Consider the following 14306-nt stretch of genomic DNA (forward strand, 5'->3'; position numbering starts at 1 on the left):
GGAGACCGCCGGTCACGATACCGGAACGCCAGCCGGTGACCATCCCCCCGACCCTCGGACGGCCCGATGTCGACGGAGTGTCCCGAACCCGTCGCGCAGTGCGCGGATCAGGCGCTGAGGAGGGCCTCGTGCACCTCGGCCCAGACCTGCTCGTTCGCCGCGACGAGCAGACCGCGACCCTCGTCGGCGGGGTGGTAGTCGACCCCGTCGAACCGGCGGGCGACCCCACCGGCGGCACGCACGAGCAGCGCCCCCGGGGCGTGGTCCCAGGGCAGGGTGCGCCAGAAGAGGGTGAACTGCTGCTCACCGGTGAGGATGTCCAGGTACTCCCGGCCCGCGCAGTGCTGCCCGGGCAGCAGCTCGCCGAGTCGCCGGCCGCCCGCGCGCACACGGTCCCGGGCCTCCGGCGGCAGGAACCGGGTCATCGCGGCCCCGCGCAGCTCACCCAGCGACGGCACCTGACCCTCGTTGTCCACCGGCTGGCCGTTGAGCAGGGCGCCGTCGTCGGCCCAGCCCGAGGCCAGCGTCTCGGCCAACGGGTCGAGGATCCAGCCGGCGGTCGGCCGCCCGTCGGTCAGCAGCGCCACCATCAGGGCGAACGGCCGGCGACCGGCGGCGAAGTTGGCGGTGCCGTCGACCGGGTCGACGAGCCACACGTCCCCGCCGTCACGCAGGTGCCGCAGCAGCCCCGGATCGTCGGCGACACCCTCCTCGCCCACCACGATCGACCCGGGACGCAGGTCCCGCAGTCGCGCCGAGATCAGCTCCTCGGCCCGGCGGTCGGCGACGGTGACGACCTCCCCCGGCGCCTTCTCCGACACGTCGGCGTCGTCGAGTTTGCGGAACAGCGGCAGCACGACCTGGTCGGCGGCCTCGCGGAGCAGGTCGCCGACGTCGTCGAGCAGGGTGTCAGCCACGCGGCGGCAACTTGACCACGCTGACGAAGAACTCGTCGATCTGGCGGACCACCGAGATGAAGCGTTCGAAGTCCACCGGCTTGGTCACGTAGGCGTTGGCGTGCAGCTGGTAGCTGCGCAGGATGTCCTCGTCGGCCTGCGAGGTGGTGAGCACCACCACGGGGATGCGACGCAGCTGCTCGTCCTTCTTGATCTCTTCCAGCACCTCCCGGCCGTCCCGGCGGGGCAGGTTGAGGTCGAGCAGGATCAGGTCGGGCGTCACCACGTCGGCGTACTGGCCCTCCTGCCGCAGGTACGCGAGCGCCTCCGTGCCGTCGGACACGACGGTCAGCCGGTTGCGGAGCTTGTGCTCCTCGAACGCCTCCTGGGTCATCAACACGTCACCCGGATCGTCCTCGACGAGCAGGACCTCGATCGGGCTCTTGCCGTCCGCTGGCGCGGTCATCCCACCGTCTCCCTCATGTCACCCGTTCTACCGCTTTCCGGAGCTGCGTCGGCCCGGTCCGGCCGGTCCGGGTCGGCGGACTGCTCCGGCGCCTCGGCCGGGGTCGTCGCGTCGTCCGGCCCGGAGGGCTGCGACTGCTCCGGCGAGTCGGCGGTGGCGGCGGCCTCGACGTCCTCGGGGAGCGCCGGCAGGGTGAACCGGATCGCGGTGCCCTCCGGCACGTCGGTGTCCACCCAGACCCGGCCACCGTGGTATTCCACGATCTTCTTGACGATGGCCAACCCGATGCCGGTGCCCGGGTACGCGTCCTTCGAGTGCAGCCGCTGGAAGATCACGAAGATCTTGTCGGCGAACTCCGGCTCGATCCCGATGCCGTTGTCCTGGCAGGTGATCTCCCACTCGGCGCCGACCAGCCGGGCCGACACGTGCACCGTCGGCGGCACGTCCGCACGGCGGAACTTGATCGAGTTGCTGACCAGGTTGGCCAGCAGGTTGGTGAGCAGGGGCTCCTCGCCACGGATCACCGGCATGTCGGTCCAGGTCAGCTCCGCGTCCGCGTACTGCCGGGCGGCCTCGGTCTGACCGGCCACCTCACCGAGCACCTTGTTCAGATCGACCTCGGTGAAGCCGGTGGTGAGCCGGCCGATGCGGGAGAACGCCAGCAGGTCGTTGATCAGGCGCTGCATCCGCTGCGCGCCGTCGACCGCGAACGCGATGTACTGGTCGGCCCGCTCGTCGAGCTGCCCGGCGTAGCGGCGCTGGAGCAGCTGGCAGAAGCTGGCCACCTTACGCAGCGGCTCCTGGAGGTCGTGCGAGGCCACGTACGCGAACTGCTCCAGGTCACGGTTGGATCGGGTCAACTCCTCGGCCTGCTTCTGGAGCTGGCTGTTGACCCACTCGATGCGTTCGCGGGCCTGGCGCACCTCGGCCAGGTCGGAGGCGATCTTCTGGCGCATCGCGTCCACGTCGTCGCCGAGCCGGATGAACTCCGGCGGGCCGACGGTGGCGATGCGGTGCTGGTAGTCGCCCTCGGCGACCTCGCGGACCTGGGTCGCCAGCCCGGTCAGGGGCCGGATCACCATCCGGTCCAGCGAGAGCAGCAGGACCGTGCCGGCCACGACCACCACCAGCGCCGCCACGATCAACAGGACGACCAGCACGTTGCTGCTGCTGCGGACGGCTGCGGCGGACTGCTGGCGGGCGTCCAGGATCTCGTCCTGGAGGCTGGACACCGACGTGCGGACCTCGTCGAACTGCTGGCGCGCCCGGTCGGTGACCAACGCCTGGCCGGCGCGGGTGCCACTGCGCTCGGTCGTGGTGATCACCGGCTCCGCAACGGACCGCCGCCACTGCTCGACGCGCTCCTGGACGATCTGGAGTTCCCGGCCGATCTGCGGATAGTCCCCGATCAGTGTCCGCATCGAGGCCATGACGGCCTTCTCCTGCTCCAGACCCTCCCGGTACGGAGCCAGGTCGGCCGGCTTGCCGCTGACCGCGTACCCGCGGACCGCCGTCTCCTGGTCGAGCAGCGCGTTGAGCAGCTCCTGCGACTGCACCCGCAGCGGGCCGGTCTGGTTCAGGACGGCGTCGATCTGTGTGCGGTTGCGGGCGGCCATCGCCGCCTCCGCGACAGCCAGGCCGATCAGCAGCACACCCACGACGGTGAGCAGGCTGATGACCCGGCGGCGCAGACTCCACCCGCCGCTCACCGGCTTCACCGGCCACCACCGCGGCTGACCAGCAGCATGGCCACGTCGTCGGCGAGCGGGCCACCGTTGATCTGCTCGGCCCGGCCGACCAGCCAGGCCGGCAGCTCGGGCAGGGACACCTCACGGTTGGCCGGCTCGTCGAGCAGCCCGCTCAGACCGGGCACGTCGAGGCGTTCGTTGCCCGCGCCCACCCGCCCCTCGATGAGGCCGTCGGTGTACATCAGCAGGGACCAGTCATCGGTGTCGAACTCCAGGTCGTAGGCGATCGGCCGGCGGGGTCGTACGCCCAGCAGCAGGCCGCCGGGCGCGGGCACCGGGACGACCCGGCCGCCGGAGAGCAGCAGCGGCGGCGGATGTCCGGCGAGGCGGACGGTGGCCCGGTTGGCGTCCAGGTCAAGTCGGGTGGTCGCCACCGTCGCGAAGATCTCCTGGAGTCGGCGCTCACTCATCAGCACCTGCTCCAGCGCGGGCAGCACCTCGTCGTCGGGCACCCCGGCGAGCACCAGCGCCCGCCAGGCCACCCGCAGCTCGACGCCGAGAGCGGCCTCGTCCACGCCGTGGCCGCAGACGTCCCCGACGATCAGGTAGAGACGGTCCGGACGGGTCTGCACCACGTCGAAGAAGTCCCCGCCGATCAGCGCCGCGTGCCGGCCGGGCCGGTAGAAGGTGTGCACCGCCACCTGGTCCGTCGTCATCAGTGGCTGGGGCAGCAGGCCGCGTTCGAGGCGGGCCGACTCGGCCTGACGCAGCTCGACCTCGCGCAGCCGGCGGGCGTTCTCGTCGGCCCGCTTGCGCTCCACCGCGTAGCGCAGCGCCCGGGTCAGCAGCACCCCGTCCACCTGGCCCTTGACCAGGTAGTCCTGTGCGCCCTCGGCGACCGCCACGATGCCCAGGTGCTCGTCCGAGCGGCCGGTCAGCACGCACACCGCCGCGCCGCTCGACATCTCCAGCACCTGACGCAGCCCGTCCAGCCCCTGCGCGTCGGGCAGGCCCAGGTCGAGCAGGACGCAGTCGACGCCGGTGATCCGCTGCCGCGCCTCGCTGAGGCTGGTGGCGACCAGCAGCTCGATCATCGAGTTGGTCTCGGCGAGCAGCTCACCGACGAGGAACGCGTCGCCCTCGTCGTCCTCCACCAGCAGCACCCGCAACCGCTCGCCCGGCGGCAGGTTGGCGTGCCGCGCCAGGCCACCGTGCGGGTACGGCACGACTGGGGAACCGGCCAGGCCGGGTCCCCGGTGCGGCCGGGTCACCGCCGCGAGACGCGGGAGTTCGCTGGTGATGTCGGGCTCCTTCCGAGTGCCCTGCTGATCCTGTATTAGACAACGGTCGCACACAACACGGCGGCCGCGGCGCGGGCGGGGATGGGCCGCGTCACTGCCCCCGATGGCCGTCCGGGCGGATCGGTGGCCGACCGGCCGTCCCGCTCGCAGCCGCTGGACGGCAGGATAGTGCCACCCCAGGCCCCACCACCTTCGAGGAGTCCCCGTGGGCGCACCCCCCACCCAGGCCGCGACGGGCCGTCCGGCCCGCCCCGGCGTACCCCCCGCCGACCGTGCGCTGGCCCGACCGCGCCGGCGACTCCTGGCCGCCGCGGCAGCCCTTGCGGCGCTGGCCGCCGTGGGCACCGCCAGCCTGCTCGATCTGCGTACGCCGACGCCGACGCCGGCGAGCGCGCCGGCCGACGAGTTCAGCGCCGGCCGGGCGTACGCGGACGTCAAGGTCATCGCCGCCCGGCCGCACGTCGCCGGCAGCCCGGCCAACGACCAGGTACGCGCGCACATCGAGCAGCGGCTGCGCGGGCTGGGCCTGGAGACCGAGGTGCAGGACACCGTGGCCACGGAGGCCGGTCAGCTCAGCGGGGCGGCGGGCGGGTCGACCCTGGCCCGGGTCCGCAACGTGGTGGCCCGGCTTCCCGGCACCGATCCGACCGGCCGGGTGTTCCTGGTCGCCCACTACGACTCGGTGCAGACCGGGCCGGGCGGCAACGACGACGCGGCGGGTACCTCGGCGATCCTGGAGGTGGCGCGGGCGCTGACGGTCGGCCCGAAGCCCCGCAACGACATCGTCTTCGTGCTGACCGACGCGGAGGAGGCGTGCCTGTGCGGCGCGTCCGCGTTCGCGGCCAGCCACCCGTTGGCCGCCGACGGCGGGGTGGTGCTCAACCTGGAGGCGCGTGGCTCCACCGGGCCGGTGATCATGTTCGAGACGTCGAAGAACAACTCCCGGCTGGTGGACGTCTTCGGCCGGGCCGCCCCGCATCCGGTCGGCACCTCGTTCGCGGTGGAGATCTACCGGGCGCTGCCCAACGACACCGACTTCACCGCGTTCCTGGACCAGAAGTTCGTCGGGCTGAACTCGGCGTACATCGACGGCGGCGCCATCTACCACACACCGCTGGACACCCCTGCGGCGATGGACCGGGGCAGCCTCCAGCAGCATGGGGACAACGCGCTGGGCCTGGCCCGGGAGTTCGGTCGCACCGACCTGACCGACCTGCGGTCCGGGCACGACGCCACCTACTTCCCCGTCCCCGGCGGGCTGGTCCGCTACCCCGGCTGGCTCATCCTGCCGCTCGCCCTGCTCGCCGTGGCCGCCGTGGCCGCGTTGGCCTGGCTGACCCTGCGCAGCGGACGCGCCGGCGCCGGCCGGTTGGCCGCCGGCTTCGGGCTGGCCCTGGTGCCGATCGTGGTCGCGCCGGTCGCCGCCCAACTGCTCTGGCTGGCGATCACCGCGATCCGCCCGGGGTACGTGGAGCTCCTCGACCCGTACCGCCCGATCTGGTACCGGCTGGCCGTGCTGGCGCTCGCCGCCGCGATCGTGTTCACCTGGTACGCGCTGCTGCGCCGCCGGATCGGCCCGGCCGCGCTGGCCGTGGGCGGGCTGGCCTGGCTGGCGCTGCTCGGTGTGCTGCTCGCCGTGGCGGTGCCCGGCGGGGCGTACCTCACGACCCTGCCGGCCCTGGCCGGTGCTCTTGGTGGGCTCGTCGCGCTGCGGACCCGGCAGACCGGGCCGTGGCCGGTGGTGGCGGTGACCGCCGCCGCCGCGGTCGGGGTGGCCATCCTGCTGCCCACGGTGGTGCTGCTCTTCCCCGCGCTGGGGATGGGAATGGGTGGGGTGGCCGCGCTGGTCGCGGTGCTGCTCGGCCTGACCGCCCTGCCGGTGGTCGACCTGCTGCACCCGCAGGCCGGCGGGCAGCGCGGGCTGGTCGCGCTGCGGGCCCGGCGGCTCGCGGTGCTGCCGGCCGGTGCCGCCGCCGTCGCGGCGGTGGTGCTCGCCGGGGTCGGGCTGGCCGTCGACCGCTTCGACGCCGACCATCCCGCGCCCACCCACCTGATGTACGCCCTGGACGCCGGCACCGGCCAGGCCCGCTGGCTGAGCCGCGAAACCGACCCGCAGCCGTGGACGGACGGCTACGTGGACGGGGTGACCGATGTCGGCGACGACTTCCCCGGGCTCGGCGACGCTGAGCTGCGCGCCGGCCCGGCGCAGGCGGCGAACCTGCCGGCGCCGAAGGTCGACGTGGTGGCCGACAGCACCTCCGGCGACGAACGCACGCTGCGGCTGCGGCTCACCCCGCAGCGGACGGTACGGCTCGCCACGCTGCACGTCGACGCGTCGACGGCCACGGTGCTGCGCGCCGAGGTCGCCGGCCGGCCGGTGCCGGTGGAGGCCCGCGAGGGGAAGTGGGGATTCGGGCTGGTCTTCCACGCCCCTCCGGCCGAGGGGATCGACGTGACGTTGACGCTGCGGCCCACCGCCGCGCAGGTGTCGCTGCGGGCGATGGACGCCAGTGACGGCCTCGACGCGCTGCCCGGTTTCCGCCCCCGGCCGCCGGACGTCGGAGTCGTCGGGTCGCACAGCTCCGAGATGCTGGCGGTCGCGCGCACCTATCCCCTCTGACGGACGGGTCATGGTCCGGCGGGGGTTCGCCCCCGCCGGGCCGGGTCAGTGCGGCGCGGCCGGGCCCAGGTCGCTCGGGTCGGTGTTGCCGCCGCAGACGATCACCGCCACCCGCTCCCCCGCCTGCGGCACGTACGCCCCGCCGACCAGAGCGGCAAGCGCGGTGGCACCGCCGAACTCGGCGGCCACCCGCAGCTCCGACCAGAGCAGCCGGCGCGCCCGCACCAGATCGTCGTCGCTGACCAGCACGGAGACCACACCCGTCCGGCGGGCGGTGTCGTACGCGATCTCGCCGATCCGGCGGGCGCCCAGCGAGTCCGTGGCGATGCCGCCCACCTCGATGTCGACAGGCCCGCCCGCCTTGAGCGCGGAGTGCAGGGTGGGGATCTGCTCGGGCTCGACTGCCACGACCCGTACCGACCCGTCGAACCAACTCGCGACGCCGGACACCAGCCCACCACCGCCGACCGCCACCAGCACCGTGTCGATCCCGTCGAGCTGCGCCTCCAACTCCCGGCCCACGGTGCCCTGACCGGCCACCACCTCCGGCTGGTCGTACGCGTGCACGACAAGGGCGCCGGTCTCCCGCGCCCGCTCGGTGCTCGCCGCCAGGGCCTCGGCGTAGTGCTGACCCACCTGCCGCACCTGGGCACCCAGCCCGGCCAGCCGCTGCACCTTCACCGGTGAGGAGGTCACCGGCACGAACACCTCCGCAGTCACTCCCAGCGACCGGGCCGCGTACGCCACCGCCAGACCGTGGTTGCCACCGGAGGCGGCGATAACTCCCGCCGGCGGCAGCGGCCCCTGGAGCATCCGGTTGAACGCGCCGCGCGGCTTGAACGAGCCGGTGTGCTGGTGCAGCTCCAGCTTGAGACTGAGCTGGCCGGGCACGCCCAGGTCAGCGCCGTCGACAGCGATGACCGGAGTTTCCCGGACCCGCCCGGAGACCAGCGCGGCAGCGGCCTCGACGTCGCTTCTGTTCACCATGGGAAACGCCCTCTCACTGGGACCGTGGTCGGTGAGCCATCCTATGGAGCGTCGACGGGGTCACCCCTGTCGGCTGCGCGCCGCAACCGGCGGTGCTCGGCGGTCACCACCCCCAGCAGGGCCAGGTCGATCGCGACCACGGCTACCGCGTTGAACTGGTTGACCGTGAAGTTGAAGATCTGCCCGAACAGCAGGTTCACCAGCAGCGCGAGCTTGAAGAACCGGAACGCCTCGAGCCGGTTCGAGCGCAGCAGCCACGCCGCCCGCAGACTGAGCACCGCCGTGACCAGCGCGGTGGCGGTGACACCGACCACCGCGCCCCACTCGCGCTCCTGGTCCAGTTCTCCGGTCACACCGTCCAGCAGCACCGCCACCACGACCAGCACCGGCTCCACCACCAGGTAGACCACCACCAGCCAGACCAGCCAGCGCTGCCGGGTCGCCCAGGTGGCGAGACGCCGGGCCCGGTCGGCCGCCCGCTGCCAGAACCGGACCGGCGGCGGCTCACGTCGGGGCAACGTGTCCAGCAACTGCTCCATGGCAGCCGCGGTGGCAGGCCCGGCACCCCGTACGAGACGCCGAACGTCCGCCCGGCGCCGGTCCGTCAGCCCGGCGGGCTGAGCGCTGAGCACCACGTCCAGCGCGTTGGCCGTACGCTCGGCCGCTGTCAACTGTGATCGACCGGTACGCCCACGTACCGCCTGGGTGAGCAGGACGAGCAGGGCGAACGCGACGTAGATGATGGCGGCGGCCGGGGCGTAGAAGTAGTCGGTGCCGGTGGTGACGAACTTGCCCACCTCGTCGATGAACAGGCCGAAGCCGACGCCGCCGACGATCGCCCCGGCGGTGCGTGCCCCCTCGCCCAGGAAGATCAGCGGGATCCCCAGGCCGACCGCGAGCAGCAGGCCGCCCCAGAGCACATGCGCGATGTGCAGCCCGCCGCCGCCGATCTGCGGATAGTCGGTGGCCTCCAGGTACGCCCGCAGGGCCAGCACGGTGACCACGCCGGAGAGCACGAACGCCTGGAGGTGGGACGCCGCCTGGACCGCCCGGGTCGGCAGCCGGCGGACCAGCCAACCAATTCCGGGACGGTAGCGCGAAGGTCCAGATGACATGTTCCGAAACCTAGTAGCCACCCACTCCGCGCGGACGTGGTCCGGTCGACCCGGCGACGCAAGCCCGTCCAGTGGTACGCCACGGGCTGACGCCGCTCGCCCGATGCCGGATACTTCGTCCATGACGCTGTCGGCGACACGCCCTGCCCTCGTCGGGACGAGCAGGGCCGACCCCCGCGTCTCCTTCCTGGTGCTGATCGGCTGGTACGCGGCAGTCATGGTGGCGTTCGGCCTGTTTCTCGGCACGCTCTCCGGGTCGGTCCCGGCGGGCTGCGACGAGGGGTGCGACTCGGAACGGTCCCGGATGCTGCTCTTCGGGCTCTACGTGGCCCTGCCGGCGATGTTCCTCGCGCTGCTGGTTAGCCTGGCGACACTCGCGGCGCTCGTCTCGCGTACCCGGATCCGTTCGGCGGCGCTCGTGGGGACGCTGTGCGCGGTGGTGCCGCTCGCCGTCTGCGCCCTTCTCACCGCGAGCCTCTGACCCCTGGAGGTTCAACCCCGGTCGGCGAGCGATGTGCTCGGCGCCTCATGTCCTCCCCTCGCCGATGCGCCTCCAAGTGCTTCCGTAACGCTGCCTGCCAGGCCTTACTCCCGGCCTCGTCGATCGGCCCGCCGCACCATCGGTGCGACCAGTCGGAGTAGTGCATGCCCTCATCGCCCCGATGGATGCTGCCCATCAACGCGTCCATGCCACGAACCGCTCGTACAGCTCGGCCGGTGCCACGTCGGACAACTCTGCGACGGCGATGAACAGCAGGGAGCTGACATACATGGAGAGGCCGACGCGGTCACGCCCGTACGCCTCGGCCAGGCGCACCCGCGCGGGATGGCACGGCCAGGGTGTGTCAGCCGCACACATCTGACAGTGCCACTGCGGCCGGCGCGGCAGATGTTCCCCGTCCATCCTGCTGGCCAGCGCTGACAACGACCGGTCAGCCTGACCAGTTCGTGCCGTCTCCCGCACTTCGGCCATCACCGAGCCGCTTCCCCGCCGTCGCGGTTGTCCCGCATCGCGATCCGATGCGCGCCGGACCGCTGTGGGTAGCAGGTAGCTGCTCCGGTCTCGTCCAAGTGGATCGGGCTCCGCCCGCGCCACCAGCGCCTGAACCGCTCCCAAAATGCCACCACACCTCCCACTGATCACAGCGCGTGCTCGTCCGGTACACCCTGCGGCGGTACGCTCACGGCGGTCGACGGGTTGCGCGTTGCCAACCCGCACCGGCAACCCGGCAACCCAGGCGGGAGGCGCGAGACATGCCAACATTCGGCGCTCGAATGCGGACGGCGCGGGAAGCACGCGGGCTCAGCCTGGCCGCTCTCGCCGAGTTGTTGCCCGCCGACAAGGGATACCTGTCCCGGCTTGAGAACGGCCGTCGCCGACCTGGCGAGGATCTGGCCCGTCGGATCGACGACGTCCTCGCCGCTCGCGGCGAGTTGATCGCCTGCGCCGCCCTGGATGTCGCCGCCGCTACCGACACCAGGCCATCCGAGACCGTCGAGTTGCTACATCGCATGCAGGCCAGCGACACCGCCCCCGCCACCATCGAGACGTTGCAGGCGACAGTGACTGAGTTGTGCTGCCAATACGGCTGGCGCAACGCCCGGGAACTCCGCGCCGAAGGCCAGGGTTGGCTGCTTGAAGTCGCCCGGCTACTACAGCGACCGACCGGCCTACGACAGCATCGCGAATTGCTGGTGTGCGCGGGCTGGCTGGCATTGCTGATCGGTTGCATTGAATACGACCTCGGCATGCGCGCCAGCGCCGAGGCCACCCGCACTGCCGCCCGCCAACTCGGCGACGAAGCCGGCCATGCCGGCATCACCGGCTGGGCATGGGAGATGACTGCCTGGTTCGCGCTCACCCAGTCCCGGCACGAGGCGGCACTGACCGCGGCCCGCGCTGGGCAGGAGGTCGCTGGGCGGCAGAGGGTGGCCGTGCAACTGGTCGCACAGGAAGCCAAGGCACTCGCACGGCTCGGCGACCTCCAGGATGCGCGGACGGCGCTCGACCGAGGTGCGCGACTCCTCGAGGACCTGGGCGCACCCGAACGGCCCGATAATCACTTCGAAGTCGATCCTGGCAAATGGCTGTTCTACGCGATGGACGCCTACCGACTCGCCGAACACGACGCTCTCGCCGAGCACTACGCCAACGAGGTCCTACGTCTCGGCACTGGTGCGGACGGCGTCGAACGGTCACCCATGCGGATGGCCGAAGCCAGACTTACTCTCGCCGCCACAGCCCTGCGCGCTGGCGAACTGGACCGAGCCGTGGAGCAGGGCGTGGCAGCCTTCGCCGCAACTCGCCGATCGCTGCCCTCGCTGCTGCTCGTCGCCGGCGAGGTGGACGTTGAACTCCACCGTCGCTACCCCCACGAGCAAGCCACCGCCGACTTCCGCGACGCGCTGAACGCGGTTCGGTAGCTACTTCCAGCGGTATTGATCTCGATGGTCGGCGGGGACGATCAAAGCAGGCTTTACGCCTCCCGACCTGGGACGAAGACAGTCAACGTTGGTCAGCCTCTGTCGCTACTGGTCCACCTTCAACGGCCTGGTAACGGCATGATCTTGGTGCAGCAATCCCTGCTACCAGACCACCCAGAGGTTCGGCTGATCAGTCACGCGGCCGGCGATCACGCGCGTTGTCGCCGCTGCCGTCGGAGCAGCCAGCGCGGCTTTAATCCCCCGTGCCTGTCGATGTGCTCGCACAACTCGCGTTGCTTGTATCCACCAGGAACACCCGCGCCGACAGCCATCCAAAAGGCGCGCGCGTCTCTCATGTGTCCGCTACCCGTGAACCAGCTCATCCCCGGGTTCTCCTCCCGAAGAGCCCTCAAGGCGGCTGAGGCAATTCCCTGCCGCTGGTACTCCTCAGCGGTATACGGCTTGTCAACCCATGCCGCTCGGCAGTACTGGCACACGATGTACTCAACCGCGAAGGCGAACTGGCCGTTCAAGTTCGCCTCCCTACAGCGCCAACCAAAGTACCGACCAGAGACGGTGTCCTGCCAAGGTGTTCCCAGTGTCGGAAGCTGGCCGAGGGTATAGCGCGGGCGCCTGTCCACCCGACCTCGCGTCAGGTGGTAGAGCGCGGACCGGATTGGCGTTCGACCAGAGGACCGACCAACGCTCGTCAGCGCTTGGTCCCGCAGGCGCTGCACCTTCGGCTCGATCTCCCGCATCACAGAGCCGACGCTAGCGGCGGCGCGGATGACGATCCAAGGAAGAGATCCTGTCGGGGATCTGACCCCCTTACACCGCCTGGAGGAAGAGATCAACACGAGGCAGGCACTTCTGCGGCGCGACCTGCGCGACGGCCGCCAAGCCCTTCCGACGTTTGACGCAGCTTGCCGGTCGCACTTGTGCCGGATCTGCACCCAATGATCTTGGGCTCGCCTCTCCTCGGCCATGCCCTCTAGCCATCCGGAGTGCCCGAGGCCCCGCCGGGGCGCGTTCTCTCGGAGCGGATCTGCTTCCTTTTCGCGTCGGCCTGAGCGACCGCCAGGAGGGCAACCAGCACACCGGCGAGCCCACCTGACCACCAAAGGATGACCAGCCGCGCCAGGACCGACTGCCAACCTGTCGGGTGTCAGACAAAACCGTTGCCACAAAGTCTCCCGAACAGCAGTAGAGCTGGAAGTCGGCTAGGTCGACCCAGTCCGCTCATTGCGGCCAGATCGAGCGCAAATTATAGTGGTGAGTCCCGCACCACAGGAGGGCCAATGCTTAACGTACGTTATGTGCACGCGCACCATGACGTCACTCAGGAAAAGTTCCGCCTGTATTTAGAGGGGATGCTTGAACACGACAAATGGCGGCCTGCCGCACTTACCGCAGAGCGCTCCTTTGCCCAAATGGCAGGACTGCCAAGCGAGAAACCTCTTCAATTTTCGTCCAGACGCTATCGCGGAACGATTGGGATGCCGGCGAGAGGCGCCGGTGATGTATTCTTTCGATCCGGCGTGATAGTTTCGATAACTAACGTTCGTGAGCCAAAGCGCCCTGAAGACCGTTACAGCTACGAAATCATGGAGTATTCGCCGGCGGCTCGGCTTGCAACGCTTCGGCAGAGCATTTTGATTGGCATAGTATCAAAAGAAGACGTAGATGCAGAAGAGATACTGAATGACTTCCTGGAGGCGTTCGAAGAGCAGGTAGCGACGCACACCAAGAGCGAGACTCCCCTCAAGTGGGAGCCGATCGGGCTCGAGTCGCCTCGGCTGGTTAAGCTCCTCGAGAAGTTGACCCCGGAAGGTGCCGCAACCCGATTTTCCAATCCAGACTTGAGCGACGAGACGGTGGAAGGCGCGGACGTTCTCAGCGTGCAACCCAACCGAGAGTTGCTGAGGGAGTTGAGCGAAGCCGGTTTTGGCCGAGAGGCGGATATCCTGTCTCGGCGAGGTGAAAAGAGAGAAGAGGTCCAGGCGGCTCTCGCCGACCTTGCTGCTGCCGGCTTGACCCACGCCGAATTCCTGCTCGCGTGCAGGGCTACGTCCGCGCCCTTGGCGCGTTTCCCTACAGCTGAAGAAACCCAGACCGGACCGATCGCGGCTGTAAGGTGCGGCAAATGTACCCGAACTTATTCTCAGGAGCTATTAAGCGAAGGCTACAGCGTCTCCAAGCTGGGGCGCTCGCTAGCGCAGGGATCCCACTGGATGACTGTCTGGGTGACCAAGCGTCTTGTGAACCTCGGCATACCGCTCACTTCCATTGTTTGGAACCTAGAGGAGTCGAGTGAAGAAGTAGACATCATCATTGAATTGATGAGCAAGCTGTGGATTTTCGAGCTTAAGGATCGCGAGTTCGGCCCAGGCGACGCTCACCCCTTCAACTATCGAAGGGTTAGGTACGGAGCCGATGAGGCATTCGTCATCACAACTGACAAGGTGTCAGCTGATGCAAAGCGAGTGTTCGGTGATTTGGCAGGCGACTCATCCGGCCGCACGCGCACGAAACCGCCGACAATGATCGAAGGTTTGGAGAACGTCGAAAAAGAAATCCGGAAGCATTTGGAGCTAGCCTCATATCAGCGAGCTGTGCAAGCGCTCGTCATGCCGAGCATGATGGTTGGATTCGCACTCGACGGCGTAATTGCGGAGTGGGTGCCTAGCAGCTCCCTGCCGAGTGGTTTAGTCCGCCACACCGGAGACCTTAATTACTACATTTAGCCACCGCACGTCCCCCTGTAGGGCAGGCAATGGGTGGCTAGCTCCTCCAGAAAACGGGGCCAAGG

11 protein-coding genes are annotated in these 14306 nt (G+C 69.8%); 4 read left to right on the plus strand and 7 right to left on the minus strand.

Annotation, left to right across the window (positions count from 1 at the left end; translation table 11 throughout):
- Positions 1–107 precede the first annotated feature (107 nt).
- The 4 genes from ABZS77_RS09365 to ABZS77_RS09380 are packed head-to-tail and all read right to left on the minus strand — an operon-like array spanning position 108 to position 4276.
- Positions 108–917, minus strand: a complete 810-nt coding sequence (locus tag ABZS77_RS09365) for an inositol monophosphatase family protein (RefSeq protein ID WP_354819794.1) — start codon at positions 915–917, stop codon at positions 108–110.
- Complete coding sequence (locus tag ABZS77_RS09370; protein ID WP_354819797.1) at positions 910–1362, minus strand: response regulator; 453 nt, start codon at positions 1360–1362, stop codon at positions 910–912. Before ABZS77_RS09370 ends, ABZS77_RS09365 begins: the two co-directional genes overlap by 8 nt.
- Positions 1359–3080 (minus strand): ATP-binding protein, encoded by a 1722-nt coding sequence (locus ABZS77_RS09375; RefSeq protein WP_354819800.1) that lies wholly within the window; start codon positions 3078–3080, stop codon positions 1359–1361. Before ABZS77_RS09375 ends, ABZS77_RS09370 begins: the two co-directional genes overlap by 4 nt.
- Positions 3077–4276, minus strand: coding sequence for a fused response regulator/phosphatase (locus tag ABZS77_RS09380; RefSeq protein ID WP_354819803.1), 1200 nt, complete (start codon positions 4274–4276; stop codon positions 3077–3079). Before ABZS77_RS09380 ends, ABZS77_RS09375 begins: the two co-directional genes overlap by 4 nt.
- Before the next feature lie 280 nt (positions 4277–4556).
- On the opposite strand from ABZS77_RS09380, the gene ABZS77_RS09385 reads away from it, so the two are divergent.
- The gene (locus ABZS77_RS09385) at positions 4557–6971 is read left to right on the plus strand and encodes a M28 family peptidase (RefSeq protein WP_354819806.1); all 2415 of its coding nucleotides are present in this window, start codon (positions 4557–4559) and stop codon (positions 6969–6971) included.
- Between the two features lie 45 nt (positions 6972–7016).
- Here the strand turns inward: ABZS77_RS09385 and ABZS77_RS09390 are convergent, their stop codons facing one another.
- Together ABZS77_RS09390 and ABZS77_RS09395 are read right to left on the minus strand one after the other, a co-directional pair.
- On the minus strand, positions 7017–7958 hold the full coding sequence (locus ABZS77_RS09390) for a threonine/serine dehydratase (RefSeq protein WP_354819809.1): 942 nt from the start codon (positions 7956–7958) through the stop codon (positions 7017–7019).
- A 41-nt stretch (positions 7959–7999) separates the two neighbouring features.
- Positions 8000–9019: a hypothetical protein gene (locus ABZS77_RS09395; RefSeq protein ID WP_354820464.1), complete on the minus strand. Its 1020-nt coding sequence runs from the start codon at positions 9017–9019 to the stop codon at positions 8000–8002.
- Between the two features lie 175 nt (positions 9020–9194).
- On the opposite strand from ABZS77_RS09395, the gene ABZS77_RS09400 reads away from it, so the two are divergent.
- Positions 9195–9554: a hypothetical protein gene (locus ABZS77_RS09400; RefSeq protein ID WP_354819812.1), complete on the plus strand. Its 360-nt coding sequence runs from the start codon at positions 9195–9197 to the stop codon at positions 9552–9554.
- A 195-nt stretch (positions 9555–9749) separates the two neighbouring features.
- Here ABZS77_RS09400 and ABZS77_RS09405 read toward each other — a convergent pair whose 3' ends face one another.
- Positions 9750–9890, minus strand: a complete 141-nt coding sequence (locus tag ABZS77_RS09405) for a hypothetical protein (RefSeq protein ID WP_354819815.1) — start codon at positions 9888–9890, stop codon at positions 9750–9752.
- 437 nt (positions 9891–10327) lie between these two features.
- On the opposite strand from ABZS77_RS09405, the gene ABZS77_RS09410 reads away from it, so the two are divergent.
- Positions 10328–11497, plus strand: a complete 1170-nt coding sequence (locus tag ABZS77_RS09410) for a helix-turn-helix domain-containing protein (protein ID WP_354819818.1) — start codon at positions 10328–10330, stop codon at positions 11495–11497.
- Positions 11498–12795: 1298 nt separating this feature from the next.
- A complete protein-coding gene (locus ABZS77_RS09415) occupies positions 12796–14241 on the plus strand; it encodes a hypothetical protein (protein WP_354819821.1) in 1446 nt (481 codons plus the stop codon).
- Positions 14242–14306 lie beyond the last annotated feature (65 nt).

This window comes from Micromonospora sp. NPDC005298 (genome assembly GCF_040607375.1).
Taxonomy (GTDB): domain Bacteria; phylum Actinomycetota; class Actinomycetes; order Mycobacteriales; family Micromonosporaceae; genus Micromonospora.

What these genes read in the sequence shown, in the direction of transcription:
- ABZS77_RS09410 (WP_354819818.1), top strand. Translation starts at nt 10,328, where the DNA reads ATGCCAACATTCGGCGCTCGAATGCGGACGGCGCGGGAAGCACGCGGG.
- ABZS77_RS09415 (WP_354819821.1), top strand. Translation starts at nt 12,796, where the DNA reads ATGCTTAACGTACGTTATGTGCACGCGCACCATGACGTCACTCAGGAA.
- ABZS77_RS09400 (WP_354819812.1), top strand. Translation starts at nt 9,195, where the DNA reads ATGACGCTGTCGGCGACACGCCCTGCCCTCGTCGGGACGAGCAGGGCC.
- ABZS77_RS09370 (WP_354819797.1), bottom strand. Translation starts at nt 1,362, where the DNA reads ATGACCGCGCCAGCGGACGGCAAGAGCCCGATCGAGGTCCTGCTCGTC.
- ABZS77_RS09390 (WP_354819809.1), bottom strand. Translation starts at nt 7,958, where the DNA reads ATGGTGAACAGAAGCGACGTCGAGGCCGCTGCCGCGCTGGTCTCCGGG.